The sequence below is a fragment of the Amycolatopsis sp. lyj-109 genome (assembly GCF_046548995.1).
Taxonomy (GTDB): Bacteria; Actinomycetota; Actinomycetes; order Mycobacteriales; family Pseudonocardiaceae; genus Amycolatopsis.
In genome coordinates this window covers 285,734-308,547 of sequence record NZ_JAJPWR010000010.1, presented here as the reverse complement: position 1 = coordinate 308,547, position 22,814 = coordinate 285,734, and the positions used below count along the sequence as shown (strand labels likewise).

Below are 22,814 nucleotides of genomic sequence, written 5' to 3'. Positions count from 1 at the left end.
AGATGGAAGGTTGGCGCGTCCTCAGTATCGTCGTCGCCTGCGTCGTGCTGTTCGTCGTCCTCGAGATGATGCGGCGGCGCAAGCTGCGTGAGAAGTACGCGGGCGTGTGGCTGATCGTCGCCATCGGTGTCGTGGTGCTGGCCGCGATCCCGGCGGCCGCGAAGTTCCTCGCCGGGCTGACCGGGGTGGAAACCCCGTCGAACTTCGTCTTCCTCCTCGCCGGCGTCGTGCTGGCGCTGGTGTCGCTGCACCTGTCCACCGAGACCGGGCACCTCGAGGAGGAGGTGCGCACGTCGGTCGAGGAGATCGCGTTGCTGCGCTGCGAACTCGAGGACACCCGCCGCGAGCTGGCGAGCCGCATTGCCGAGCTGGAGGCGAAGACGGCGGCTCCCGACGACGTCAAAGGGCTTCCGGAGGTCGAGCGCGTCAGCAAGTGACGCGCTGATCGAAGCCCTGCTCGCCGCCCCCGCGCGGCTGGGCCGGGTGCGGGTGCTGGCCATCGACGGCCCGTCGGGCGCCGGCAAGTCCACGCTGGCCGCCCTGGTCGTCGCCGGCCTGACCGCCCGCGGGTGCCGGACAGCCCTGGTGAGCACGGACGCCTTCGCGACGTGGGACGACCCGGTTTCGTGGTGGCCCAGGCTGGTCGGCGGTGTCCTGCGTCCGCTGGGCGAAGGCGTCGCGGGGGCGTACCGGCGGATGGACTGGTCCACCGGGGCGCCCCGGCCGGGTGAGCTCGTCCGGGTGGCGGTGCCGGACGTCCTGGTGCTGGAGGGCGTTTCGAGCGGCCGGACTTCGGTAAGACCCCTGCTTTCCGGCCTGTGCTGGCTCTCCGGCGGCTCCGCGGCCGAGCGGCTGGCCAGGACGGTCGGCCGGGACGGCGCGGCCGCACGGGCCGAATTGGCGCGGTGGCAACGGTTCGAGCGTGGCTGGTTCGCCGTCGACGGCACCGCCGAAGCCGCCGGGACCCGACTTTCGTAGGAGACCGAGCGGTCACGCACCGTGTCCGAGCCGCTCCGGATCGATCAAGCGTTCCGTAGTCGGATACACGAGTGGACCAATGTCGGTACCGCCATCTGAGTCATGGATCAGGTACTCGGCGCAGTCAAGTCCGGTAAATGGTCACATTCTGTCGTGATTTACGGACACATTGCGGTCAAATCGACGTCCACGTAGCGCGATCGTAACCTCACGTGCTTAAGTGCGGGCCGAGTTCCCGCTAGTGTCGGCGGGCACACCGATCGTCCGTCGAGTTCCTGACCGACCGGACGGTGACTTTGAACCCGAACATCTCCCAAGGGGTGCCAGATGCAGCAATTGCGGCTGACCCGAACACGCCGCGTGGCCCTGATCGGGCTCGCCGGCGCGCTCGCGGTTTCGCTGTCCGCGTGTGCGGAATCCAAGCGCGAAGAAGGCGCGGGGGGTGGTACGGGAGGGACGATGATCTTCGGGACGGCAGGTAACCCGAAGATGTTCGACCCGATTTTCAACGACGAGGGTGAAACCTTCCGGGTCACGCGCCAGATCTACGACACGCTGATCCAGAACAAGCCCGGCACCGCCGACCTCGAGGCCTCGCTGGCCGAGAAGTGGGAGCAGAGCAACGAAGGCAAGACCTGGACCTTCTCGCTCAAGCAGGGCGTGAAGTTCTCGGACGGCAGCGCGTTCGACGCGAAGGCGGTCTGTTTCAACTTCGACCGCTGGTACAACATGAAGGGCGCCGCCGCCCAGAGCCAGATGATCTACTACGCCGACGTCTTCGGCGGGTTCGCCAAGAACGAGAGCACCGACTACAGCGACCCGGTTTACAAGAGCTGCGAGGTCAAGGACCCGGCGACCGCGGTCGTGAACCTGAACAAGGCCAAGGGCGCGTTCCCGGCCGCGTTCACCCTGCCGTCGTTCGCGATCCAGAGCCCGACCGCGCTCCAGCAGTACAAGTCGGACGAGGTCACCCAGTCCGGTGACTCGTTCACCTACAGCGAGTACGCGAACAAGCACCCGGTCGGCACCGGCCCGTTCAAGTTCGACAGCTGGGACCAGGGCAAGGGTGAGATCACCCTGTCGAAGAACGACACCAGCCCGACCCAGACGGCCAAGCTCGACAAGCTGATCTTCAAGGTGATCCCGGACGAGAACGCCCGCAAGCAGGCGCTCAAGGCCGGCGACATCCAGGGCTACGACTTCCCGGCGCCCGCCGACTACGGCCTGCTGCGCAACGAGGGCGAGCAGGTGCTGGTCCGCCCGCCGTTCAACGTGCTCTACCTGGGCATCAACCAGTCCGGTCCGGCCGGCGAGAAGCTGAAGAACGTCAAGGTCCGCCAGGCGATCGCCTACGGCATCAACCGCGAGCAGTTCGTCAAGAGCAAGCTGCCCGAGGGCGCCGAGGTGGCCTCCGAGTTCGTGCCCAAGACGATCTCCGGCTACACCGACGAGGTCACCAAGTACCCGTACAACCCGGAGAAGGCGAAGCAGCTGCTCCAGGAGGCCGGGGCGACGAACCTGACGCTGAAGTTCTACTACCCGACCGAGGTCACCCGGCCGTACATGCCGAACCCGGCGGACGTCTTCACCTCGTTCTCGGAGGACCTGAAGGCCATCGGCATCAAGATCGAGCCGGTCGCCAAGCCGTGGAACGGTGGCTACAAGGACGACGTCCAGAAGTTCGGTTACCACGACCTCCACCTGCTCGGCTGGACCGGTGACTACAACGACGCCGGGAACTTCGTCGGCACCTTCTTCGGCCGCACGAAGAAGGAGTTCGGGTTCGACAACCCGCAGCTGTTCCAGGCGCTCGCCGCCGCGGACGCTTCGCCCGCCGGCGACGCGCACGCCAAGGCGTACCAGGAAGTCAACAAGCAGATCATGGACTACCTGCCGTCCATCCCGATCTCCTACGGCCCGCCCGCGATCGTGGTCGGCCCGAAGGTCAAGGGCTTGGTCGCCAGCCCGCTGACCGACGAGCGGTTCAACACCGTGACTGTCAACTGACGGTTCCACTTTGCGAGGCATGGGGTGGGTGCTACCGCGCCCACCCCATGTTCCGTACTCAGCGGGCTGCCACCTAAGGACTGCAAGTGCTCCGTTTTCTCGTGCGTCGGCTGCTACAAGCGATCCCGACGCTGCTCATCCTGTCCATCCTGATCTTCGCCTGGCTGCGCGCCTTGCCCGGCGGCCCCGCGGCGGCCCTGCTGGGCGACAAGGCGACGCCGGAGAAGATCGCCAACCTCAACCACGTGCTCGGGCTCGACCAGCCCGTCATCATCCAGTACTTCAAGTTCCTCGGCCGCGCGATCACCGGTGACTTCGGCAGTTCGCTGGTCTCCAGCCAGCCGGTGATGGGCGAGATCGGCACGTACCTGCCCGCCACCATCGAGCTGGGCATCTGCGCGATGATCGTCGCGGTGGCCATCGGCATTCCGGCGGGCTACCTCTCGGCCCGCTACCGCGGCGGCGTCGCCGACAACGTGATCATCCTGCTGACCCTGGTCGGGGTCGCGGTGCCGGTGTTCTTCCTCGGCTACATGATGCAGGACCTGCTGGCCGGGCCGCTGGGCCTGCCGTCGCAGGGACGGCAGACGGCCGGGCTCGACGCCACTTCCATCACCAACTTCGCCGTCCTCGACGGCATCATGACCAGCGAGTGGGACGCGGTCTGGGACGCCATCCTGCACCTCATCCTGCCCGCGTTCGCACTGGCCACCATCCCGCTGGCGGTGATCACCCGGATCACCCGCGCCTCGGTGCTCGAGGTGTTCAACGAGGACTTCATCCGCACGGCCCACTCCAAGGGCCTGACCCAGTCGGTGGTGCGACGGCGGCACGTGCTGCGCAACGGCTTGCTCCCGGTGGTCACCACCATCGGCCTGCAGACCGGCGCGCTGCTCGGCGGCGCGGTGCTGACCGAGCGGGTGTTCAACTTCCGTGGCCTCGGCTTCCTGCTGGCCGAAGGGATCGAACGACGTGACTACCCCCGGCTGCAGGCGCTGCTGCTGTTCGGGGCACTGGTGTACGTGCTGGTGAACATGCTGGTCGACGTCTCGTACGGGATCATCGACCCGAGGGTGCGTGTGCGATGAACACTCTGCTGAACAAGAAGAAGGAACCGATCGACAAGCTCGCGTCGGCGTCCGGGCACAGCCTCGGCGCCGAAGCGCTGCGGCGGATGTTGCGCAGCCCGGTGGCCATCACCGGCGGCGTGATCACCGCGCTGTTCCTCCTGGTGGCGATCTTTGCGCCGCTCCTTGCGCCGAAGGACCCCTACGAGCGCTACCTGCAGGACAAGGTTTCCCTCGGCCAGGGCATCATCCCCGGTGCCCAGCCCGGTTTCCCGCTCGGCGTGGACGACTTCGGCCGCGACTACCTCTCGCGGCTGCTCGTCGGCGCCCAGCAGACGCTGCTGGTCGGCGTGCTGGCCACGGTGATCGGCGTGCTGGTCGGCGTCCTCATCGGCGGGCTGGCCGGCGCGTTCGGCGGCTGGGTCGACACCGTCCTCATGCGACTGGTCGACGTCATGCTGTCGGTGCCTTCGCTGCTGCTGGCCATTTCGGTGGCGGCGCTGTTCCAGAAGCCCAGCCAGTGGACGGTGATCCTGGCCGTGTCGATGATCGGCGTGCCGATCTTCGCCCGGCTGCTGCGCGGTTCCATGCTGGTGCAACGCAGCAGCGATCACGTGCTCGCCGCGACGTCGCTCGGTGTGAAGCGGACGTCCATCGTGTTCCGGCACATGCTGCCGAACTCGCTGGGCCCGGTCATCGTGCAGGCGACGCTGACCCTGGCCACCGCCATCCTCGAAGCCGCGGCGCTGTCGTTCCTCGGCTTGGGCGACCCGGACCCGAACCGGGCGGAGTGGGGCATCATGCTGAGCCGCGCGGCCCGGCAGTTCCTCGACGTCCGGCCGGAGCTCGCGTACTACCCGGCCATCGCGATCATCGTGGTGGCGCTCGGGTTCACGCTGCTCGGCGAGTCCCTCCGCGAAGCCCTCGACCCGAAGAACAGGCGGTGAAGCACTGATGGCACTCCTTGAAGTCCGTGATCTCAAGGTCGACTTCGTCCGCCGAGGCGAGCGGTCGTTCACCGCGGTGGACGGCGTGAGCTTCGACGTCGAACCGGGCCAGACGGTCGGCTTGGTCGGCGAGTCCGGCTGCGGCAAGTCCGTGACGTCGCTGGCGATCATGCGGTTGCTCGCCCGGCGCGGCAACGAAGTCAGCGGCTCGGTGCGCTTCGAGGGCACCGACCTGCTCAAGCTGTCCGACCGCGAGATGCGCGACCGCCGCGGCCGCGACCTCGGCATGGTGTTCCAGGACCCGCTGTCCTCGCTGAACCCGGTCATCCCGATCGGGCTGCAGATCACCGAGGTGCTGGAGCGCCACCGCGGGATGTCGCGCAAGGCGGCGTCCGTCGAAGCGGTGGACCTGCTGGACAAGGTCGGCATCCCGGACCCGTCCCGGCGGCTTTCCGAGTACCCGCACCAGCTTTCCGGCGGGATGCGGCAGCGCGCGCTGATCGCGATCGCGCTGGCGTGCCGGCCGCGGCTGCTCATAGCCGACGAGCCGACGACCGCGCTGGACGTCACCATCCAGGCGCAGATCCTGGCGCTGCTGCGGGAACTGGTGCAGGACACCGGCACGGCGCTGATCATGATCACGCACGACCTCGGCGTCGTCGCCGGGCTGTGCGACGAGGTCAACGTCCTCTACGGCGGCAAGATCGTCGAGCGGGCGCAGCGGCACCAGCTGTTCGCCGAGCCGCGGCACCCGTACACGCACGGCCTGCTCGCGTCGATCCCGCGCCTGGACGCGGGCCGCGGCGAGAAGCTGATCCCCATCCGGGGTTCGGTGGCCGACAACATCCCGTGGGACCACGGGTGTGCGTTCGCGCCGCGGTGCCCCAACGCGCTGCCGGTCTGCCGCGAGGTCCAGCCGCAGCTGGTGCCCGACCGGGCTGCGCTGCTGCGCTGTCACAACCCCGTGCGGCCTCCGGTCGCCGCGGGAGGAGGAACCCGATGACCCGTCCTGCTGGTGACGTGCTGCTCGAGGTCACCGATCTCAAGGTGCACTTCCCGATCAAGAGCGGCGTCGTGTTCGACCGGACGGTCGGGCACGTGTACGCGGTCGACGGCGTCGACCTGGCCATCCGGCGGGGCGAAACCTACGGCCTGGTGGGCGAATCCGGCTGCGGCAAGTCCACTTTGGGCCGGGCGATCCTGCGGCTCAACGAGCCGACTTCCGGACACGTGGTGTTCGACGGCACCGACGTCGCCGCCCTCAAGGGAGAAGAACTGCGGAAGGCCCGGCGCCGGATGCAGATGATCTTCCAGGACCCGATGTCCAGTTTGGACCCGCGGCAGTCGGTCGAGTCGATCCTGGTCGAGGGCATGCACGCGCACGGCCTCGACAAGGACAAAGAAACGACCCAGCGGCGGCTGCGTCAGCTGCTGTCCGCGGTCGGCCTGCCGGAGACGTCGTTGCGGAAGTACCCGCACGAGTTCTCGGGCGGGCAGCGCCAGCGCATCGGCATCGCGCGGGCGCTGGCCGTGGAGCCGGACCTGATCGTCGCCGACGAGCCGGTGTCCGCATTGGACGTTTCGGTGCAGGCCCAGGTGGTGAACCTGCTGGAAGACCTGCAGGCCCAGCTCGGCCTGACCTACGTCGTGATCGCCCACGACCTCGCGGTGGTGCGGCACATCTCCGACCGCATCGGCGTGATGTACCTGGGCGCGCTGGTCGAGGAGACCGACGCGGACTCGCTGTACCGGGACCCGCTGCACCCGTACACGCGGGCGCTGCTGTCGGCCATCCCGGTGCCGGACCCGCAGGTCGAGGACACCCGCGAGCAGATCCTGCTCGCCGGTGACCTGCCGTCGCCGGCGAACCCGCCGTCGGGCTGCCGCTTCCACACGCGCTGCCCGTGGAAGCAGGCGAGCCTGTGCGACACCGACCGTCCGCAGCTGCGCGAAATCGGCGGCGGGCACCGGGTGGCGTGCCACTACGCGGAGGACATCCGCGACGGGCGCATCCAGCCGCACGAGGTGAAGCCGGAACTGGTGGAGCTCACCGCGGCACTCAACCCCGACCTGCGCCCGCCGGACATCGGCACCTCCGCCGAGATCCTCTAAGGCAGGGCACTTTCACGTGAAAGTGTCCCGGTGGCGACGCCGGGCACTTTCACGTGAAAGTGCCCCTCAGGTCGTGAGGTTGGCGGCCCGCGACTGCAGGTATGCCTGTTCCGGCAGGCTCAGCGTCCGCCGGGCGGCGGCCAGGTACGCCGCGCGAGCCCCGGCCGCGTCCCCGGACAGCTCCAGCAGGTGCGCCCGGATCGCGTCCACGCGGTGGTGCCGCGCGAGCGCGGAGTCCGTCGCCGCTTCCCCCAGCTCCGCCAGCCCGGCCTCGGGGCCGTGGACCTGCGCGAACGCCACCACCCGGTTCAACGTCACCATCGGGCCGGGCGCCACGACCCGCAGCAGGTCGTAAAGCGTGAGGATCTCGGCCCAGCCGGTCTCGCCGGCGGTCGCGGCTTCGTCGTGGACCGCGGCGATCGCCGCCTGCAGCTGGTAGGGGCCGACGGGCGCGGTCGCCAGCGCCTTCGTGATCAGCGCGACGCCTTCGTCGATGAACGTCCGGTTCCAGCGGGTCCGGTCCTGCTCGGCCAGCGGGACGAGGGCCCCGGTCGCGTCGGCGCGGGCCGGCCGGCGGGCCTCGGTGAGGAGCATGAGTGCCAGCAAGCCGGTGACCTCGCCGTCGTCCGGCAGCTCGGCGCGCAGCTGCCGGACCAGCCGGATGGCCTCGGTGGTCAGGTCGACGCGGCTCAGCGCGTCCCCCGAGCTGGCCGTGTGGCCCTCGGTGAAGATCAGGTAGAGCACCTGCAGCACCGCGGCGAGCCGCTCGGGGCGGTCGTCGCCGGTCAGCCGTTCGCCGCGGAGCTTCTGCTTCGCGCGGCTGATCCGCTGCCCGATGGTCGCTTCCGGGACGAGGAAGGCCCGCGCGATCTCGGCGGTGGTCAGCCCGCCGACCGCCCGCAGCGTCAACGCGACCTGCGACGGCCGCGTCAGCGCGGGGTGGCAGCAGAGCAGGAGCAGGGTCAGGGTGTCGTCGACGCCGCTGACCGGCTCGGGCTCGGGCGGTTCGGCCAGCGCGGCGGACTCCTCACGCCGTTGCCGGGCGGTCTCACTGCGCCACAGCTCGATGCGGCGCCGGGACGCCGTCGTGATCAGCCACCCCTTCGGGTGATCCGGAACGCCTGCGACCAGCCACTGCCGCGAAGCGGCCAGCAGCGCCTCCTGGACGGCGTCCTCGCAGGTGTCGAAGCCGCCGTACCGCCGGACCAGCGCGGCGAGGACCTGCGGCGCGAGCTCGCGGAGCAGGAGTTCGACGTCGGTCACAGCTCCGGCCCGTGCAGCCCCATCACGGGCCGTACTTCGACGACGCCGAAGGACGCTTCCGGGATCCGGCGCGCGATCTCTAGGGCGCGTTCTTCGCTCTCGCAGTCGAGCAGGTAGAAGCCGGCGAGGAACTCCTTGGCCTCGGCGAAGGGCCCGTCGGTCGTCATGGACCCGCTGACCCGCTTGGTCAGTTCGGGGAAGGCCAGCCGTTCGGAGACGATGCGCTCGCCGGAGGCGTCGAGATCATCGTTGAGCTGTTGATAGTGGGCCAGCCCGGCGGCCCGCTGTGCATCGCTCATGCCTTCCCATGCGGCGCGCGACTCGGGGTTGCCGTAGATCAGGACGACGTATTTCACCGAAGCCTCCTCGAGGATGTCGAAGTCCGCCCGGCGGCGCCGACGTCTCTCGTGCAACCACCGACCTTGAGGAGAATGGCATGAGTGAGCAGCAGATCCGCGACCTGATGACGGCCCGTGCGGTGGCGATGGCGGCTCGTGACGCGGAGACGTTGGGCTCGCACTACGCGCCGGACGTCGTGGCGTTCACGTTGGCGCCGCCGCTGGTGCACCGCGGTGCGGAGGTCATCGACGTCGCCGGGCGCCGGGCGTGGTTCGAGACGTTCGAGGGACCGATCGAGTACGAGATCCGCGACCTGGAGGTGACGATCGGCGGGGAACTCGCGTACTGCCACGCGCTGAACCGGATGGCGACCAGGCCGAAGGGGGCGCCGGCGGGGTTCGAGCTGTGGTTCCGGTCGACGGTGTGCTTCCGCCGGGAAGACGGGCAGTGGCGGATCACCCACGTGCACGATTCGACGCCGTTCCACATGGACGGGACGCTGCGGGCGGCGGTCGACCTGAAGCCCTGACCGCCAACCATCCACCGGAGTTGTCCACATGGGGGTGAACCCTGTGGACAACTCCGGTGCCGGGCGGATCTTCCCCACGTACGGCACGATCGAACCCATGCAGGTCACCGTCCTGGGCGCCACCGGCCGGACCGGGCTCCACGTGGTCCGGATGCTCGTCGCGCGGGGACACACCGTCCGCGCCGGCCTGCGTAGCCGTGGCCGCGCCGAGGTGCTCCGCGGCCTCGGTGCCGAGCCCGTCGTCGCCGATGTCACCGCCGATGCCGCCGATCTCGTCGAGGTTTTCACGAACTCCGACGTCGTCATCAGCGCTGTCGGGGCGCCCGATCCGGAACCCGAATCGGTGAACCTCGTCGACCGGGACGGGGCGATCGCCGCCATCCGGGCCGCCGAACTGGCCGGGGTGCCAAGGTACGTCCAGCTCTCCGCGCAGTTCGCCGACGCGCCCGACCAAGGCGACCGGCTCGTGCGGTCGATCCTGCTCGCCAAGCAGATCTCCGACAGCGTCCTGCGGAAATCGGCGCTGACCTGGACCATCGTCCGGCCCGGCACGCTCACCGACGGCCCGGCGACCGGACGGGTCAAGGCCGGCGGGCACCTCGAGCCGGGCCGGATCAGCCGGCCGGACGTGGCCGCCGTGCTCGTCGGGGCGCTGGCCGAGCCGCTCACCGAAAATCGTGGCTTCGACGTCGTTTCCGGGGACTTCCCGGTCGCCCCCGCGCTCGCCGCGCTGGACTGACCCCGACCAAAGTCGTACCCCGGGCCATACCTGAGGATGCCGCCCCGCGCGGACCGCCCCCGGTACCCTTCGGAAAGCGAACACCAATCCGGACGTAGGTACCAGGGGGTACGGGCTGTGCACATCGACCAATGGCTGGAGGCGATCCCGCCGCTCTCGGTGTACCTGATCGTCGGCGCGGTGATCATGATCGAGAGCCTCGGCATTCCGCTGCCCGGGGAAATCGTGCTGGTCAGCGCGGCCCTCCTGGCCTCACAGCACAGCAACCTGAGCCCGCTGTGGATCGGGATCCTGGCCAGTGCCGGCGCCATCATCGGCGACAGCATCGGCTACTTCATCGGAAAAACCGGTGGGCAACGGCTGTTCGCCTGGGCCGGCCGGAAATTCCCGAAGCATTTCGGGCCGACGCACCTCGCCAACGCCGAACGGATCTTCAACAAACGCGGCGTGTGGGCGGTCTTCCTCGGCCGGTTCATCGCGTTCCTGCGGATCCTCGCCGGCCCGCTCGCCGGGTCGCTGCGCATGCACTACCCGAAGTTCCTGCTGGCGAACGCGGCCGGCGGCATCGTCTGGGCGGGCGGCACCACCGCGGCCGTCTACTACCTCGGTGTGGTCGCCGAAGAATGGCTCGGCCGGTTCTCCAAGTTCGGCCTGGTCGCCGCGATCATCATCGGTGTCGTCGTCTTCTTCGTCATGAAGAAGCGCCTCGGCCGCCACCAAGCGGAAGAGGAAAAGCAGGAAGAGACCGCGGCCTAGTACTGCAGGGCGAGATCTTTGTTCAGTGCGGCCGAAGACAGCCTGCCAGGACAATCCTGGACGTCGGCCTGCCGGTCTGCCGCAGCTGGTCGTGAGTGGTAATTCGGGTTAGAACCCGAATTACCACTCACGACCACCGGCCACGGCAGACGGTGACCTTGTTTCCCCAGGTCACGCACACAAGTGTCCCTGTAGTACTAGGGCTCGCCGAGGGCGTCGAGCATGATCCGGAGCCCGAATTCGAACTCCGCCTCGTGGTCGCACACCGCCAGGAAGGGCGCCGCCAGGGAGACCGCGGGCAGCCCGGAACCCTCGAGGTCCGCGAGCCGCTGGACGCTGCCGCCGAACGTCGGTGCGGCCTCGACCTCGCGCATCAGCGTGCCGATGAGGAACGCCAGCACCGCCCGCAGCCCGTGCACCGCGCGGTCCGGCGGATAACCCGCCGCGAGCAGCGGGGCGAGCACCGCCTCCACCGGGGCCAGCGCCGTCATCGAGGCGAGCCGGCGGGTGAACACGAGCGGTGCCGCCCGTGGGTGGCCGAGCAGCGCGGCCCGGAACCCGTGCGCCAGCGCCGACATCGTCTCCCGCAGGTCCGCCTCCGCCGGCGGCGCGGGGATCTCCGCGAGCAGGACCTCGGCGATCCCGTCCAGCAGCGCGTCCTTGCCGTCGACGTGGTTGTACAGGCTCATCGGGTCGACGCCGAGCCGTCGCGCCAGCTTGCGCATGCTCACGGCGGCCAGGCCCTCTTCGTCGACCAGGGCGAGCCCGGCGAGCAGGATCCGCTCGCGTGACAGGACACCCTGGGGCGGACGGCCTCGCCGGGGCGTCACGGCGTGAGCACCGCGGGCAGGTTCTCGTAGCCACGCAGGATGCGCGTCGACCGGCGGCGGCCCCCGGGCAGCACGCGCAGGCCGGGGAACCGGTCGAAGATCGTGCGCAACCCGATCTCGCCCTCCATGCGCGCGAGCGACGCCCCCAGGCAGTGGTGGCGGCCGGCGCCGAATGCCACGTGGTCGCGCGCGCCGGTCCTGGTGACGTCGAAGACGGCCGGATCGGCGAACACGCCGGGGTCGCGGTTGGCGCCCGCCAGCACGGTCGTGACCAGCGCCCCGCGGGGCAGCGGGACCCCGGCGACCTCGGTGGCGCGGGTGGACACCCGGCCGGTCAGCAACACCGGCGGGTCGTACCGCAGCACCTCCTCGACCGCGTTGCCCCACAGCTCGGGCCGTTCGCGCAGCACGGCGAGCTGCCCGGGATCGCCCGCGAGCAGCGCGATGCCGCTGCCCAGCAGGTTGACGGTCGTCTCGAAACCGGCCGCCAGCACCAGGCCCGCGGTGGACTTGAGCTCCGTCTCGGTGAGGCCGACGCCGCCGTCCCGGGCCGCGACGAGCTTGCTGAACAGGTCGTTGCCGGGGTTGCGGCGCAGGTGGTCGAGGTGCTCGCCGAGCCAGGTGTCGAACTCGGCCAGCGCGGTCTCGACGTGCCGGAAGGTGCGCCAGCCGAGCCCGAGGTCGAGGCTGGGCGCCGCGGCCGCACCCAGCGAAAGCACCTTGCCGAGGTCGGACGACGGCACGCCGAGGATCTCGCTGATCACCGTCACCGGCAGCAGCCCGCAGTAGGACTCGACGAGGTCGAGCGGGGCGCCGGGGGCGAGCACGTCGAGCAGGCCGTCCGCGATCTCCTGCACCCGGCCGCGCAGCTGCTCGACCGCGCGCACCGTGAACACGCCGGTGACCAGCTTGCGGTAGCGGGTGTGCTCGGGCGGGTTGACGGCCAGCAGCGACGGCGGCCGCACCGGGTGCAGGTGCTCGCCGGCCGACCACTCGACCAGCCGGCCGAGCGCCGAGCCGTCGGACCCGATGACGCCGACGCGGAAGTCCTCGCTGGAGAGCACCTCCCGGACCGCGGCGTGCGTGGTGGTCATCCAGCCGAACCGGGTGCGCGCAAGCGGGCCGGCGCCGCGGATCTCCTCGAACAGGCCGGTCAGGTCCTCGCCTTCGGCCGCGGCGACCACCATCCGCCCCTGCAGATCCCCGCGCCGGGCCTCGCGGCGCAGCACGGTCCGGGGGAGCGCGTGGCCGAGGCTCCAGCGGACGACGGGTTTCGCGCGGGCCAGGGCTCCTTCGAGCACGGCTTCCCCCTACGGTCGGCGTGCCTACAGTGTAGGTTATCGACGGCCGCGGGCGGGGGTCATCGCCGTTCCCCGACCGGCGCCAGCAGCACGCCCAAGGCGACCAGTTCCGTCAGTGCCATCCCGCGTTCCACCAGGCCGAGCGGAATGAGCGTCCACCATCGGCCGTCTTCCGCCGCGGCGACCACCACCGCGCCCAGGATCACCGCGAACCAGCCCAGCGACAGGATCGCCAGCACGCGCGCCAGCCGGCGGCGACCGGGCGACGACGGGAAGGCCGTGCGCGCCGCGATCAGGACCGCCAGCGGCAGCGCCACGAACGCCACCACGCTGGCGATCCGGTGCAGGGTGCCGCCGAAGTCCGCGCGGGAGACCGTCGCCCAGTCCGGCTTGGGGAACGCCACGATGACCAGCAGCCCGACCGTCCACAGTGTTCCGAGGATGGCCGCGGGCACCGGGAGCCGCCGCTGGCCGCGCAGGACCGCCAGACCGGCCGCCGAGCCGAGGGCGACCAGCACCACCGCGAGGTCGAAGACCCATTTGTGATCGGACAGGCCGTATTCGCTGATCGTGCGGCGGGTAACGCTGATCCGGTCGGTGGGCGGGATGACCTGCAGCAGCAGCACCAGGCCGGCGCCGATCACCAAGGCCGCGATGCCCGTCAGGGAGACCGCGACCGACACCCGTCGCGCAGGGAACGTGACCATGGACCGACAGTAGCCGACCGGTGGTTGAGCTCCCGGTGAAAAGCCGGGTTGAACGCTGTACGACTTACGGCGGTGTCCGCGGCCGGATTTCCTCCATTATGGTCGCTCGGTTCCGGTACGTCCGTGCGTGCCGGTCTCGGTCAAGGAGGTCGCTTCCTGTGGGGAATTCACCAAGACGGCTGGTGATGCTGGCTTCGGCCGTCGCGCTGGCCGGAACGTTCGTCGTGCTGCCGTCCGGCACGGCGGGCGCGGCGCAGAACATCCTGCGCGCCGACAAGTCGGTGGCCCGTTCGTGCTTCGCGAAGGTCCTGCCCAAGGGCACTTCCGGCACCGACCGCCGCGAGCTGACGTCCACTGTGGACGGTCTCGTCCAGGCGCGGCTCAAGCCGGCGCAGGGTGCGGAGGGTGACTGGGACGTCGCCGTGTTCGACAAGGCCACCGGCGCGGTCGTCGCCGCCTCGGCGGCGTTGCGCAGCCACGAACTCGCCGAAAGCTTCGTGAAGAAGGGGCAGGAACTGGTCGTCCAGGGCTGCCGGTACGGCGGCTCGGCCGGTCAGGCCCAGCTGGGCGTGGACTTCCTGGCGCTGACGCCGCAAGGCACGCCCACCGGCACCGCTCCGGCGACCCAGCGCGCCGAGCTCGTCCGCGTCGAGACGCCCACGCGCGCCGACAAGAGCAAGCTGACCGCGCTCGGCCTCGACGTCACGGAGAAGGGTGACGCAACCGGGGTCGAGGTCGTCCTCGCCGGCGACGCCGACCGCAAGACGCTCAAGGACAGCGGCTTCAAGTCGAAGGTCATCGAGGCGGACCTGTCCGCCAAGTCCGTCCAGGACGCGAAGACCGACCGCCAGTACGCCGCCAAGACCGCCGCTTCGGCGCTGCCGTCCGGGCGCACCAGCTACCGGCACCTCTACGAGTACAACTTCGAGCTGAAGGAACTGGCCCGCAAGAACCCCAGCCTGGTTTCGGCGTTCACGATGCCGGAGTCGACCTGGGAGGGCCGGGACGTCGTCGGCGTCGAAATCGCCACCGACGTCAAGAACGTCACCGACGGCAAGCCGGTGAACTTCACCATGGGCGTGCACCACGCCCGGGAGTGGCCGGCCGGCGAGCACGTCATGGAATGGGCGTACGAGCTGGTCAACGGCTATTCGCGCGACGCCGCCATCCGATCGCTGGTCGGCAAGACGCGCAACATCGTCGTGCCGATCATCAACCCGGACGGCTTCGAGATCTCCCGCGAGGCCGAGCCCAAGGGCGACTTCACCCGGTTCGACTACGAGATGAAGCGCAAGAACTGCAACGTCAACGACTCGCCGCCGCAGTTCGCGACCGGCGTGTGCAAGGCGAACCCGGGCGGCCGCATCCGCGGCACCGACCCGAACCGCAACTACGGCGGCTTCTGGGGCGGCGCCGGCGCCGAGCTGGCCTGGAGCGGCGACACCTTCCGCGGGTCCGCGCCGTTCAGCGAGCCCGAGGTGCGGAACGTGCGCTCGATCGTGTCCTCGCGCCAGGTGACCAACCTGATCACGATGCACACCGTCGCCGCGCTGGTGCTGCGCCCGCCGGGCGTGGCGGACGTCCGCCCGCCGCTGGAGGAGCCGCAGTACAAGGCCCTCGGCGACAAGCTGGCCTCGCGCAACGGCTACACCAGCGAGCCGAGCTGGGCGCTCTACGACACCACCGGCACCACCGAGGACTGGTCGTACTGGGCCACCGGCGGCTGGGGCTTCACCATCGAGGTCGGCGGCAACGGCTTCCACGGGCCCTACGCCGACAGTGTCGTGGCCGAGTACGAGGGCTTGGCCCCGGCGGCCGGCGCGGGCAAGGGCGGCAACCGCCAGGCGTACCTGGACATGCTGGGCAACGCGGCCGACCCGCAGCAGCACTCGACGCTGATCGGTTCGGCGCCGAAGAACTACCAGCTCAAGCTGCACAAGACGTTCCAGACGCCGACGTCGCCGGTGATCCAGCCCGACGGCTCCACCAAGCCGCCGATCTACATCACCGACGACCTGAACTCGAAGTTCACCGCCACCGGCGGGCGCTTCGCGTGGTCGGTCAACCCGTCCACGCGGCCGTACGTGGCCGGTCGGTACGGGCGCACCCCGCAAGGCCCCGCGCAGCAGGGCTACGCGGTCGCCAACCCGGCCGGAGTGCCGCCGATCAACCAGAACTACCCGGTCGACCCGGCGGGTGACTCGTTCACCTTCCACGTCGACGGCCTGCCGAAGGTCGACAACGGGAAGTTCAGCGTCAACATCAACTGGGCGAGCACCTCGACCGACTGGGACCTCTACATCTACGACTCGGCGGGCAACCTGGTCAGCTCGTCGGCGAACGGCGGCACGACGGCCGAGCACGCCGTGCTGTTCGACCCGCCGGCCGGCGACTACAAGGCCGTGGTGGTCAACTACGACCAGGCGAACCCGGGCGCGGTCGACGACTGGGCCGGCGACGTGTCGTTCTCGTCGCCGATCCCGCCGACGTACGGGACGAAGGAGGCCTACCAGCTGACCTGCTCGTCGCCGAACGGCAAGCTCGTCGGTGTGGCCGACGTCTACGCCGACCGCGGTCAGACGGTCGACGTCGGCGAGGTCTGCACCCGCTCCGCGCACGCGCAGAAGCAGCGCGCCTCGGGCGGCGTCCGCTAGGTTCACCGAAGTTCGTGAAGGCCACCTTGAGGAACTTGTAGTTCCTGAAGGTGGCCTTCACGGCGTTACGGCCAGAGCGACGCCCAGGACGACCAGAACCGTGCCCACGACGCGGTTGAGGGCCGGTTCGGTGCGGGCGTACCAGCGTTGGGTGGCGGGGGAGGAGAACAGCAGGGCGACGCTCAGGTGCCAGGCGGCGGAGGCGGCGACGATCAGCGCGACGGCGGCGGCCTTGACGGCGGTGGGTTCGGTGGGTGGCAGGGTGGCGGTGAGGACGCTGCCGAAGAACGCGGCGGCCTTGGGGTTGGTGAGGTTGCTGAGGACGCCGCGGCCGAACGCGGTGCCCCGCCGGTCCGGCGGGGTGGGCGCCACGTCGTCCCGGTCCGGCGGCTCCACGGGATCGCTGGGCGCGCGGGCGCGCCACCACAGCCGCACCCCCAGCCACGCCAGGTAACCGCCGCACACCACGCGCAACGCCGTCGCCGGCCACGGCGCGCGGGCGAGCAGGCCGCCCAGCCCGAAGACCGCGACCGCGGCCAGCAGCCCGCCCGCGGCGACCACGCCGAGCGCGATCGCCACCGCCGCCCGCCGGGTCGCGGTGGCGGCCGTGTGGGCGATGAGGACGAAGTTGGGGCCGGGGGTGATCGCGGCCGGGAGGTAGGCCAGGAGCACGGTGCCGAGCGTGGCGGCGGCGTTCACCGGAACCGCCTCACGCCGCCCGCCTCCCGGGCCGCCTTGGGTGCGTCAGACGCAACCAAGGCCACATTGGGGCGCTCGGGCCCCGGCTCATGCCGCGCGGCCGCCGCCGACCACCTGGTCGCGCATCGTCCGCAGCGTCTGGTGGTCCACTGTGGACGGATCCGCGGCCAGCCATTCGCCGATCTCGTGCAGGAACTCGTCCGGCGTCATCGGGGCGACCGGCAGATCACCCGGGTCCGCCGTGGTCAGGTCTCCGCTGCGGCTCGGGTAGACGATCATCGCGCCCCGCAGCGTCACCCCCGGCAGCAAGCCGCGGTAGGCCGCCAGGCTCTCCGCGAGCCGGCTGCCGCCGCCGCGGAACGGGCGGCCGTTGCGCAGCAGCCTGCCGTCCTCCGCCGTCTCGTAGTGGCCCGGCAGCCACAGCTTCGACTCGATGAGCACCAGCCGCTTGCCGCACAGCACCGCGTGGTCCACGTCCGCGAACACCGAGCCCGGCCAGGCGAGCCCGTGGAAGATGCGGGCGCCCGGCAGCCGGGTCAGGTACCCCTCGAGCAGGTCGGCGGTGAGCCGCTCGGCCAGCTCGTCGCGCTCGGTGCCGGGAGTGCCGAACACCGTGCGGCCGCCGAACTCCTCGGCGTAGGCCTCGCGCGCCTTCGCGGCCCGCAGGTACCCGCGCGCCAGCCGCTGGACCAGCAGCGCCGTGCCGGCCGTGAGCAGGAGCCAGACGATGAGCACCGGCGTGCTGAACCCGACGCCGGTGACCAGCGGCAGGAGTACCAGCACCATCCCGGCGACCGCGACCACCACGGGCGTGTGCCCGGGCCCGCGGTGGCGGCCGTGCCGCATCCGGGTGTCCTCGCCGGCGAAGTGCCACCAGCTCAGCTCTTCGGCGTCCAGTTCGGGCAGGTCGGGGACGAAGCCGGGCTCGTCGCCGAAGCGCCGCCGGGGACGCGGCCGGACCGGCACCGGCACCACGGTCGCGCCGCCGGCGTCGTAGCGCGCGCGGGCGATCGGGTCGCTCAGGACGTCGTAGGCCTCGCGCAGCAGCCGGAACGTGCCGACGGTGCCGCCGCCGTCCGGGTGCATGGTCTTGGCCAGCCGGCGGTAGGCCGCCTTGACTTCGGCCGCCGTGGCGTCGCGGCGGAGGCCGAGCACCTCGTAGTAGTCGACGTCGGGCACGCGGGTGGTCACCTCCGATGGCTGCGCGAAGACTTTATTGGGTTGGCTCGGCGGGTCTGTCACCGCCTCGGCGGCGCGCCAGGGTGATGGTCCTCGGTGCAGGTCAGGGCGGTGTGAGGAGTTTTACCGGTGACGGCCCGGAATCGGGCGCTCCGGCGTGGCGCGGCCGGCGGGCCGGGTGACGGCGTCCCACGCGGCGGCCACGGCCGGTCTGCCGTGGTCCCGCAGTGTCCATTGAGGACTGTTTGTCACCCGGAAGTGTTGCCATGCGGGAGAAAGTCGGAGTTCAGGTGACGGTTCGTAGTTGGAGTCCACCCGAATGGCCGTGAACATGTGTTCGAATCCTCGGCTAGGCTCGAGTCATGTCCTCGACCTCCCACAGACGTGACGGGCCCACCGCCACCCCACCTCGGCAGCGGGCCCGTCACCCCCGCCGGCGCTCGCGCAGCAGGTACCGCTGCAGCTTCCCGCCGGCACTGCGCGGCAGCGCGTCGAGGAACCGCACCCGGCGCGGGTACTTGTACGGCGCGGCAACGGCTTTGGCGTGCTCCTGCAAGGCGTGCACGACGTCCGGGCCCGGGGCGACGCCGGGCCGGAGCACGACGAAGGCGGTCACGACCGCACCCCGATCCGGATCGGGCGTGCCCACCACCGCGCACTCCTCGACGTCCGGGTGCGTCAGGAGCACCTCTTCGACCTCGGGAGCCGCGATGTTGTAACCGGAAGAGACGATCATGTCGTCGCTGCGCGCCACGAAGCGGAAGTAGCCGTCCGGTTCGCGGATGTACGTGTCGCCCGTGATGTTCCAGCCGTCGCGGACGTAGTCGGCCTGGCGCGGGTCGCCCAGGTAGCGGCAGCCGGTGGGGCCCTGGACGGCGAGCAGCCCGGGCGTGCCGTCCGGAGCCGGCCGGCCGTCGACGTCCAGGACGGCCGCGCGGAAGCCGGGGACGACCTTGCCGGTCCGGCCGGGGCGGGCGTCGTCGCCGGCCGCGGAGATGAACACGTGCAGCATCTCCGTGCTGCCGATGCCGTCGATCAACGGCGATCCGACGGCCTCGCGGTAGCGCTCGGCCACGGCGGCGGGGAGGGCTTCCCCGGCGGAGACGGCGCGGCGGACGCCGGCGAGCAGGGGACCGTCGCCGGCGCCGAGGATCGCGCGGTAGGCGGTCGGGGCGGTGAACAGCACCGTCACGCCGTGTTCGGCGACGATCGAGGCCAGCTCCCGGGGGGTCGCGCGTTCCACCAGGAGCACCGACGCGCCGGCGCGCAGCGGGAACACCAAGAGGCCGCCGAGGCCGAAGGTGAAGGCCAGTGGCGGGGTCCCGCAGAACAGGTCGTCCGGGGTGGGCCGGACGACGTGCCGGGAGAACGTGTCGGCGATGGCGAGCAGGTCGCGGTGGAAGTGCATGGTGGCCTTCGGCGTCCCGGTCGTGCCGGAGGTGAAGGCGAGCAGGGCGACGTCGTCGGCGGCCGTCGGCACGTCGGCGAAGGCCGCCGGGTGGCGGGCGCAACGTTCGGCCAGGTCGCCGCGCCCAGAGCTGTCGGAGCCGGTGCCGTAGGCCACCACGGGCAGCGCGGGCGGCAGCTCGTCGAGCAGGCGCTCGTCGCACAGGGTCACCGTGGGCCGCGCCCGTTCGGTGATCTTGGCGAGCTCGCCGCGGCGCAGCATCGGCATCGTCGTGACGGCGACCGCGCCGGCCTTGAGGACGCCGAGCCAGCACGCCGCGAGCCACGGCGTGTTGGTGCCGCGCAGCAGCACGCGGTTGCCCGGCACGACCCCGAGCTCGGCCGTGAGGACGTGCGCGATCCGGTTGGCGCGGGCCAGGACGTCGCCGTAGGTCCACGTCTCGTGCGGTGAGCGCAGGCAGGGGCGGTCCGGGCCGAGGCGGGCGGCGGTCTCGTCGAGCAACGTCGTCGCGGCGTTGAGGCGGCCGGGGTAGTGCAGCTCCGGCAGGTCGAACACCAGCCGCGGCCACTGGTCGGCGGGTGGCAGCCGGTCGCGGCAGAACGAGTCCGGGTGAGCGCTGGGAAAAAGCTTCATCGCGGCTCCTCTGGTTCGAGCTGCACCACCTGGAACGTAGCACTCGTTGCGACCGTCGAAAAGACGCAATGTCGTGGTGATGACGACGGCAACCGGAGAGTCATGTCCGGATCTGCGACCCGCGGGGAAGATTCGCCGGGCCCCGTCCGACGCCGCCGGTCACCCCGTCGTGAGGGCGCGGGAACACGGCGTCGCGGGTCGCCGCCCCGTAGCTTTTCGATCATGGCCGAGACGCCCGAACCCCCGCCCACCCTGGCCGATCCGCGCGCGCTGCTGCTGGGCTACCTCGACCACAACGCCGCCGCCATCCTGCGCAAGCTCGACGGTCTCTCCGAGGACGAACTGCGCCGGAGCGTGCTGCCGTCGGATTGGACGCCGCTGGGGATGGTCAAGCACCTCGCCTGCACCGAACGCTTCTGGATCCGGTACCTGTTCGCCGGCGAGGACGTCGACTTCTCCTGGCCCGGCACGGCCGAACAGGAGTGGTTCGTCGCGCCGGAGGAACCGTCGGGCGACATCACGGCGTTCTTCCTGGCGGAGCGCGAAAACTGCGCCCGGGTCGCCGCCGTCACGCCGCTGGAGTGCCGGGCCGCCCGCACGACCCGCCGCGGCGGCGCCGAAGAGCACCCGACGTTCGCGTGGATCCTGTTCCACCTGGTGCAGAGCTTCGCCCGGCACGCCGGGCACGTGGACGTGGGCCGCGAGCTGGTCGATGGCGTGACCGGCAAATAGCGCGTCAGGCGGGGGGCGCGACCGTGGCGTCCTGGTTCGCGCGGCGCAGGGCGTCGGCGACGAACCCGGTGGCCTTCAGCTCTTCGACCAGCTCGTGCAGGAACGCGAGCGTCTCCGGACGGCGGTCCGGGGTGGTGCAGACCGCCTGCCGGATCTCCATGAAGCGCCCCGGGAGCAGGCGGGTCCCGGGGTGGGAAGCGACGTAGGCGGTCAGCGGCCGGCGGATCCCGGCGGCGACTTCCAGGCCCTCGGCCTCGAACGCCGTGACGCCGTCCTCGCCGCGCACGATCGTGGCGTGCCGGAGGGTCCGGGTCAGGTACAGGTCGTACGCGGAGCCCTGCTTGACGCCGATCCGGACGTCCGGCCGGTCGACGTCGGCCGGCGTGGCGAAGGGCGAGCCGTCCGCCACGACGTACCCGCCTTCGATGACGACGTACGGCGCCGTGAACGCCACCTCGGCCGCGCGGGCGGGCTCGATCGCCAGGAAAGCGAGGTCGGCTGCGCCCGAGGTCACTGCCTCGAACGACTTGCGGGCCGCGTCGAAGCAGCTGAACTCCACCGGGACGCCGAGCCGCGCGGCCGCTTCCCGCGCGAGGTCGACCGTGACCCCGCCCGGGTCCGCCGGCGTGCCGTGCGCGAGCACGGGGTTGCCGAGGTTGACGGCGGCGCGCAGCGTGCCGGTGGGCGCGAGGTCCCCGGTGATGGCGGAAAGATCTCCCATGACCGGCGAGGCTATCGGCGGGACCGGGTGCGCGCCCCGCGAGTGTCGCTCACGCCACCGGCGGCTCGTCCGCGGTGGTCAGGGCGAACACGGTCTCCTGGTGGTAGACCTCGCCGGGCCGCAGCACCGTGCCGGGGAAGTCCGGCCGGTTGGGGGAGTCCGGGAAGTGCTGGGCCTCCAGCGCGAAGCCGGCGCCGCGGTGGTACGGGCGGCCGCTCGTACCGGTCAGGTTCGCGGTGAGGTAGTTGCCCGAGTAGAACTGCAGGCCCGGCTCGGTCGTCCACATGGTCAGCAGGCGCCCGGACGCCGGGTCCCATGCCCGCGCGGCGAACGGTGCGCCGCCGTCGAGCACCCAGTTGTGGTCGTAACCCTGGCCGATCACCAACTGGGGGTCGGCCTCGCCGACGCGGGCGCCGATCGGCGCCCACCGGCGGAAGTCGAAGGGCGTGCCCTCGACCGGGACCGGGTCGCCGGCCGGGATCAGGTCGTCGCCGGTCGGGCAGAACCGGCTCGCGGCGATCTCCAGCCGGTGCTCGTGGACGTCGCCCGCGCCTTCGCCGGCCAGGTTCCAGTAGGTGTGGTTGGTCAGGTTGACGACGGTCGGCGCGTCGGTGGTCGCGAGGTAGGTGATGTGCAGCCGGTCGCGCGCGTCGACGCGGTAGATGACCTCGGTGGTGAGCCGGCCGGGGTAGCCCTGGTCGCCGTCCGGGCTGACCAGCGTGAGCCGGACGGCGACGCCGTCGCCGTCCCGGATTTCGGCCGCCGACCAGACCCGCGTGTCGAACCCGGCGGGGCCGCCGTGCAGGCTGTTCTTGCCGTTGTTCTGGGGCACCCGGTACTGGACGCCGTCGAGGGTGAAGGTGCCGCCGGCGATCCGGTTGGCGAACCGCCCGATCACCGCGCCCAGGAACACCCGGTCCGCTCCGGGCCGGTTGTTGGCGACGTAGGTGTCGAGGTCGGCGAAGCCGAGGACGACGTTGCCGGGCCGGCCGTCGCGGTCCGGCGCTTCCAGCGACTGGATGACGCCGCCGTAGTCGAGCACGCGCACGACCGGCCCGCCGGGACGTCCCAGCGTGTACCGGTGGACGTCGGTGCCGTCGGCCTGGCCGAACAACTCCCGGGTGAGTTCGGGTGCGGTCATCGGTGGGTCCTCCAACCGGCTGTTAGCGCTAACAGCCTCGAACGACCTTAGCCGACCGCGCTGCCCCTGTCA

Annotated in this window: 22 protein-coding genes; 12 read left to right on the top strand and 10 right to left on the bottom strand. The window is 70.9% G+C overall.

The features are described 5' to 3' along the window. Positions 1 to 2 precede the first annotated feature (2 nt). From ACLJQF_RS24145 to ACLJQF_RS24115, 7 genes are all read left to right on the top strand, one after another. Positions 3 to 437, top strand: a complete 435-nt coding sequence (locus tag ACLJQF_RS24145) for a DUF2304 domain-containing protein (protein WP_086849741.1) — start codon at positions 3 to 5, stop codon at positions 435 to 437. Between the two features lie 52 nt (positions 438 to 489). Next, complete coding sequence (locus tag ACLJQF_RS24140) at positions 490 to 978, top strand: uridine kinase (protein ID WP_410611859.1); 489 nt, start codon at positions 490 to 492, stop codon at positions 976 to 978. Between the two features lie 327 nt (positions 979 to 1,305). Further along, positions 1,306 to 2,985: an ABC transporter substrate-binding protein gene (locus ACLJQF_RS24135; protein WP_410611789.1), complete on the top strand. Its 1,680-nt coding sequence runs from the start codon at positions 1,306 to 1,308 to the stop codon at positions 2,983 to 2,985. 86 nt (positions 2,986 to 3,071) lie between these two features. After that, entirely contained in the window at positions 3,072 to 4,073 is a 1,002-nt protein-coding gene (locus ACLJQF_RS24130; protein WP_410611787.1) for an ABC transporter permease, read from the top strand. Continuing rightward, positions 4,070 to 4,999, top strand: a complete 930-nt coding sequence (locus ACLJQF_RS24125; RefSeq protein WP_410611786.1) for an ABC transporter permease — start codon at positions 4,070 to 4,072, stop codon at positions 4,997 to 4,999. Before ACLJQF_RS24130 ends, ACLJQF_RS24125 begins: the two co-directional genes overlap by 4 nt. 7 nt (positions 5,000 to 5,006) lie before the next feature. Further along, positions 5,007 to 6,002, top strand: a complete 996-nt coding sequence (locus ACLJQF_RS24120) for an ABC transporter ATP-binding protein (RefSeq protein WP_410611785.1) — start codon at positions 5,007 to 5,009, stop codon at positions 6,000 to 6,002. Then, positions 5,999 to 7,111 (top strand): ABC transporter ATP-binding protein, encoded by a 1,113-nt coding sequence (locus ACLJQF_RS24115; RefSeq protein ID WP_410611784.1) that lies wholly within the window; start codon positions 5,999 to 6,001, stop codon positions 7,109 to 7,111. The genes ACLJQF_RS24120 and ACLJQF_RS24115 overlap by 4 nt, the downstream gene beginning before the upstream one ends. A gap of 66 nt (positions 7,112 to 7,177) precedes the next feature. Here ACLJQF_RS24115 and ACLJQF_RS24110 read toward each other — a convergent pair whose 3' ends face one another. Together ACLJQF_RS24110 and ACLJQF_RS24105 are read right to left on the bottom strand one after the other, a co-directional pair. Continuing rightward, positions 7,178 to 8,374: an RNA polymerase sigma factor gene (locus ACLJQF_RS24110; protein WP_410611782.1), complete on the bottom strand. Its 1,197-nt coding sequence runs from the start codon at positions 8,372 to 8,374 to the stop codon at positions 7,178 to 7,180. Continuing rightward, positions 8,371 to 8,730: a YciI family protein gene (locus ACLJQF_RS24105; RefSeq protein WP_410611857.1), complete on the bottom strand. Its 360-nt coding sequence runs from the start codon at positions 8,728 to 8,730 to the stop codon at positions 8,371 to 8,373. Before ACLJQF_RS24105 ends, ACLJQF_RS24110 begins: the two co-directional genes overlap by 4 nt. Before the next feature lie 80 nt (positions 8,731 to 8,810). Here ACLJQF_RS24105 and ACLJQF_RS24100 point away from each other — a divergent pair, with 80 nt between their 5' ends. From ACLJQF_RS24100 to ACLJQF_RS24090, 3 genes are all read left to right on the top strand, one after another. Beyond that, entirely contained in the window at positions 8,811 to 9,242 is a 432-nt protein-coding gene (locus ACLJQF_RS24100; protein ID WP_410611781.1) for a YybH family protein, read from the top strand. 28 nt (positions 9,243 to 9,270) lie between these two features. Then, on the top strand, positions 9,271 to 9,981 hold the full coding sequence (locus ACLJQF_RS24095) for an SDR family oxidoreductase (RefSeq protein ID WP_410611779.1): 711 nt from the start codon (positions 9,271 to 9,273) through the stop codon (positions 9,979 to 9,981). 117 nt (positions 9,982 to 10,098) lie between these two features. Next, a complete protein-coding gene (locus ACLJQF_RS24090) occupies positions 10,099 to 10,737 on the top strand; it encodes a DedA family protein (protein WP_410611777.1) in 639 nt (212 codons plus the stop codon). Positions 10,738 to 10,934: 197 nt separating this feature from the next. Here the strand turns inward: ACLJQF_RS24090 and ACLJQF_RS24085 are convergent, their stop codons facing one another. Genes ACLJQF_RS24085 through ACLJQF_RS24075 form a run of 3 tightly spaced genes read right to left on the bottom strand, consistent with a single transcriptional unit; the run spans position 10,935 to position 13,575 of the window. Next, positions 10,935 to 11,567, bottom strand: a complete 633-nt coding sequence (locus tag ACLJQF_RS24085) for a TetR/AcrR family transcriptional regulator C-terminal domain-containing protein (RefSeq protein WP_410611776.1) — start codon at positions 11,565 to 11,567, stop codon at positions 10,935 to 10,937. Beyond that, positions 11,564 to 12,868 (bottom strand): cytochrome P450, encoded by a 1,305-nt coding sequence (locus ACLJQF_RS24080; protein WP_410611775.1) that lies wholly within the window; start codon positions 12,866 to 12,868, stop codon positions 11,564 to 11,566. Before ACLJQF_RS24080 ends, ACLJQF_RS24085 begins: the two co-directional genes overlap by 4 nt. A gap of 59 nt (positions 12,869 to 12,927) precedes the next feature. After that, positions 12,928 to 13,575, bottom strand: coding sequence for a DUF998 domain-containing protein (locus tag ACLJQF_RS24075; RefSeq protein WP_410611774.1), 648 nt, complete (start codon positions 13,573 to 13,575; stop codon positions 12,928 to 12,930). Positions 13,576 to 13,760: 185 nt separating this feature from the next. Here ACLJQF_RS24075 and ACLJQF_RS24070 point away from each other — a divergent pair, with 185 nt between their 5' ends. After that, on the top strand, positions 13,761 to 16,229 hold the full coding sequence (locus tag ACLJQF_RS24070; protein WP_410611856.1) for a M14 family zinc carboxypeptidase: 2,469 nt from the start codon (positions 13,761 to 13,763) through the stop codon (positions 16,227 to 16,229). A gap of 57 nt (positions 16,230 to 16,286) precedes the next feature. Here ACLJQF_RS24070 and ACLJQF_RS24065 read toward each other — a convergent pair whose 3' ends face one another. From ACLJQF_RS24065 to ACLJQF_RS24055, 3 genes are all read right to left on the bottom strand, one after another. After that, on the bottom strand, positions 16,287 to 16,928 hold the full coding sequence (locus ACLJQF_RS24065) for a LysE family transporter (RefSeq protein ID WP_410611773.1): 642 nt from the start codon (positions 16,926 to 16,928) through the stop codon (positions 16,287 to 16,289). A gap of 87 nt (positions 16,929 to 17,015) precedes the next feature. Then, on the bottom strand, positions 17,016 to 18,107 hold the full coding sequence (locus ACLJQF_RS24060) for a J domain-containing protein (protein WP_410611855.1): 1,092 nt from the start codon (positions 18,105 to 18,107) through the stop codon (positions 17,016 to 17,018). 424 nt (positions 18,108 to 18,531) lie between these two features. Beyond that, positions 18,532 to 20,148: an AMP-binding protein gene (locus tag ACLJQF_RS24055; protein ID WP_410611772.1), complete on the bottom strand. Its 1,617-nt coding sequence runs from the start codon at positions 20,146 to 20,148 to the stop codon at positions 18,532 to 18,534. 222 nt (positions 20,149 to 20,370) lie between these two features. Between ACLJQF_RS24055 and ACLJQF_RS24050 the strand changes: the two genes are divergently transcribed. Then, the gene (locus ACLJQF_RS24050; RefSeq protein WP_410611771.1) at positions 20,371 to 20,880 is read left to right on the top strand and encodes a DinB family protein; all 510 of its coding nucleotides are present in this window, start codon (positions 20,371 to 20,373) and stop codon (positions 20,878 to 20,880) included. A gap of 4 nt (positions 20,881 to 20,884) precedes the next feature. On the opposite strand, the gene ACLJQF_RS24045 is transcribed toward ACLJQF_RS24050, so the two are convergent. Both ACLJQF_RS24045 and ACLJQF_RS24040 read right to left on the bottom strand, forming a co-directional pair. After that, positions 20,885 to 21,601 carry a transporter substrate-binding domain-containing protein gene (locus tag ACLJQF_RS24045; protein WP_410611770.1) on the bottom strand — a complete coding sequence of 239 codons (717 nt, stop codon included), beginning with the start codon at positions 21,599 to 21,601 and terminating at the stop codon, positions 20,885 to 20,887. Positions 21,602 to 21,650: 49 nt separating this feature from the next. Beyond that, the gene (locus ACLJQF_RS24040; protein ID WP_410611768.1) at positions 21,651 to 22,742 is read right to left on the bottom strand and encodes an aldose epimerase family protein; all 1,092 of its coding nucleotides are present in this window, start codon (positions 22,740 to 22,742) and stop codon (positions 21,651 to 21,653) included. Positions 22,743 to 22,814 lie beyond the last annotated feature (72 nt).

Excerpts from the sequence above, each read along its gene's own strand:
- ACLJQF_RS24145 (WP_086849741.1), top strand. The coding sequence starts at position 3 with ATGGAAGGTTGGCGCGTCCTCAGTATCGTCGTCGCCTGCGTCGTGCTG.
- ACLJQF_RS24135 (WP_410611789.1), top strand. The coding sequence starts at position 1,306 with ATGCAGCAATTGCGGCTGACCCGAACACGCCGCGTGGCCCTGATCGGG.
- ACLJQF_RS24125 (WP_410611786.1), top strand. The coding sequence starts at position 4,070 with ATGAACACTCTGCTGAACAAGAAGAAGGAACCGATCGACAAGCTCGCG.
- ACLJQF_RS24120 (WP_410611785.1), top strand. The coding sequence starts at position 5,007 with ATGGCACTCCTTGAAGTCCGTGATCTCAAGGTCGACTTCGTCCGCCGA.
- ACLJQF_RS24115 (WP_410611784.1), top strand. The coding sequence starts at position 5,999 with ATGACCCGTCCTGCTGGTGACGTGCTGCTCGAGGTCACCGATCTCAAG.
- ACLJQF_RS24100 (WP_410611781.1), top strand. The coding sequence starts at position 8,811 with ATGAGTGAGCAGCAGATCCGCGACCTGATGACGGCCCGTGCGGTGGCG.
- ACLJQF_RS24095 (WP_410611779.1), top strand. The coding sequence starts at position 9,271 with ATGGGGGTGAACCCTGTGGACAACTCCGGTGCCGGGCGGATCTTCCCC.
- ACLJQF_RS24075 (WP_410611774.1), bottom strand. The coding sequence starts at position 13,575 with ATGGTCACGTTCCCTGCGCGACGGGTGTCGGTCGCGGTCTCCCTGACG.
- ACLJQF_RS24070 (WP_410611856.1), top strand. The coding sequence starts at position 13,761 with ATGCTGGCTTCGGCCGTCGCGCTGGCCGGAACGTTCGTCGTGCTGCCG.
- ACLJQF_RS24055 (WP_410611772.1), bottom strand. The coding sequence starts at position 20,148 with ATGAAGCTTTTTCCCAGCGCTCACCCGGACTCGTTCTGCCGCGACCGG.
- ACLJQF_RS24050 (WP_410611771.1), top strand. The coding sequence starts at position 20,371 with ATGGCCGAGACGCCCGAACCCCCGCCCACCCTGGCCGATCCGCGCGCG.
- ACLJQF_RS24045 (WP_410611770.1), bottom strand. The coding sequence starts at position 21,601 with ATGGGAGATCTTTCCGCCATCACCGGGGACCTCGCGCCCACCGGCACG.
- ACLJQF_RS24040 (WP_410611768.1), bottom strand. The coding sequence starts at position 22,742 with ATGACCGCACCCGAACTCACCCGGGAGTTGTTCGGCCAGGCCGACGGC.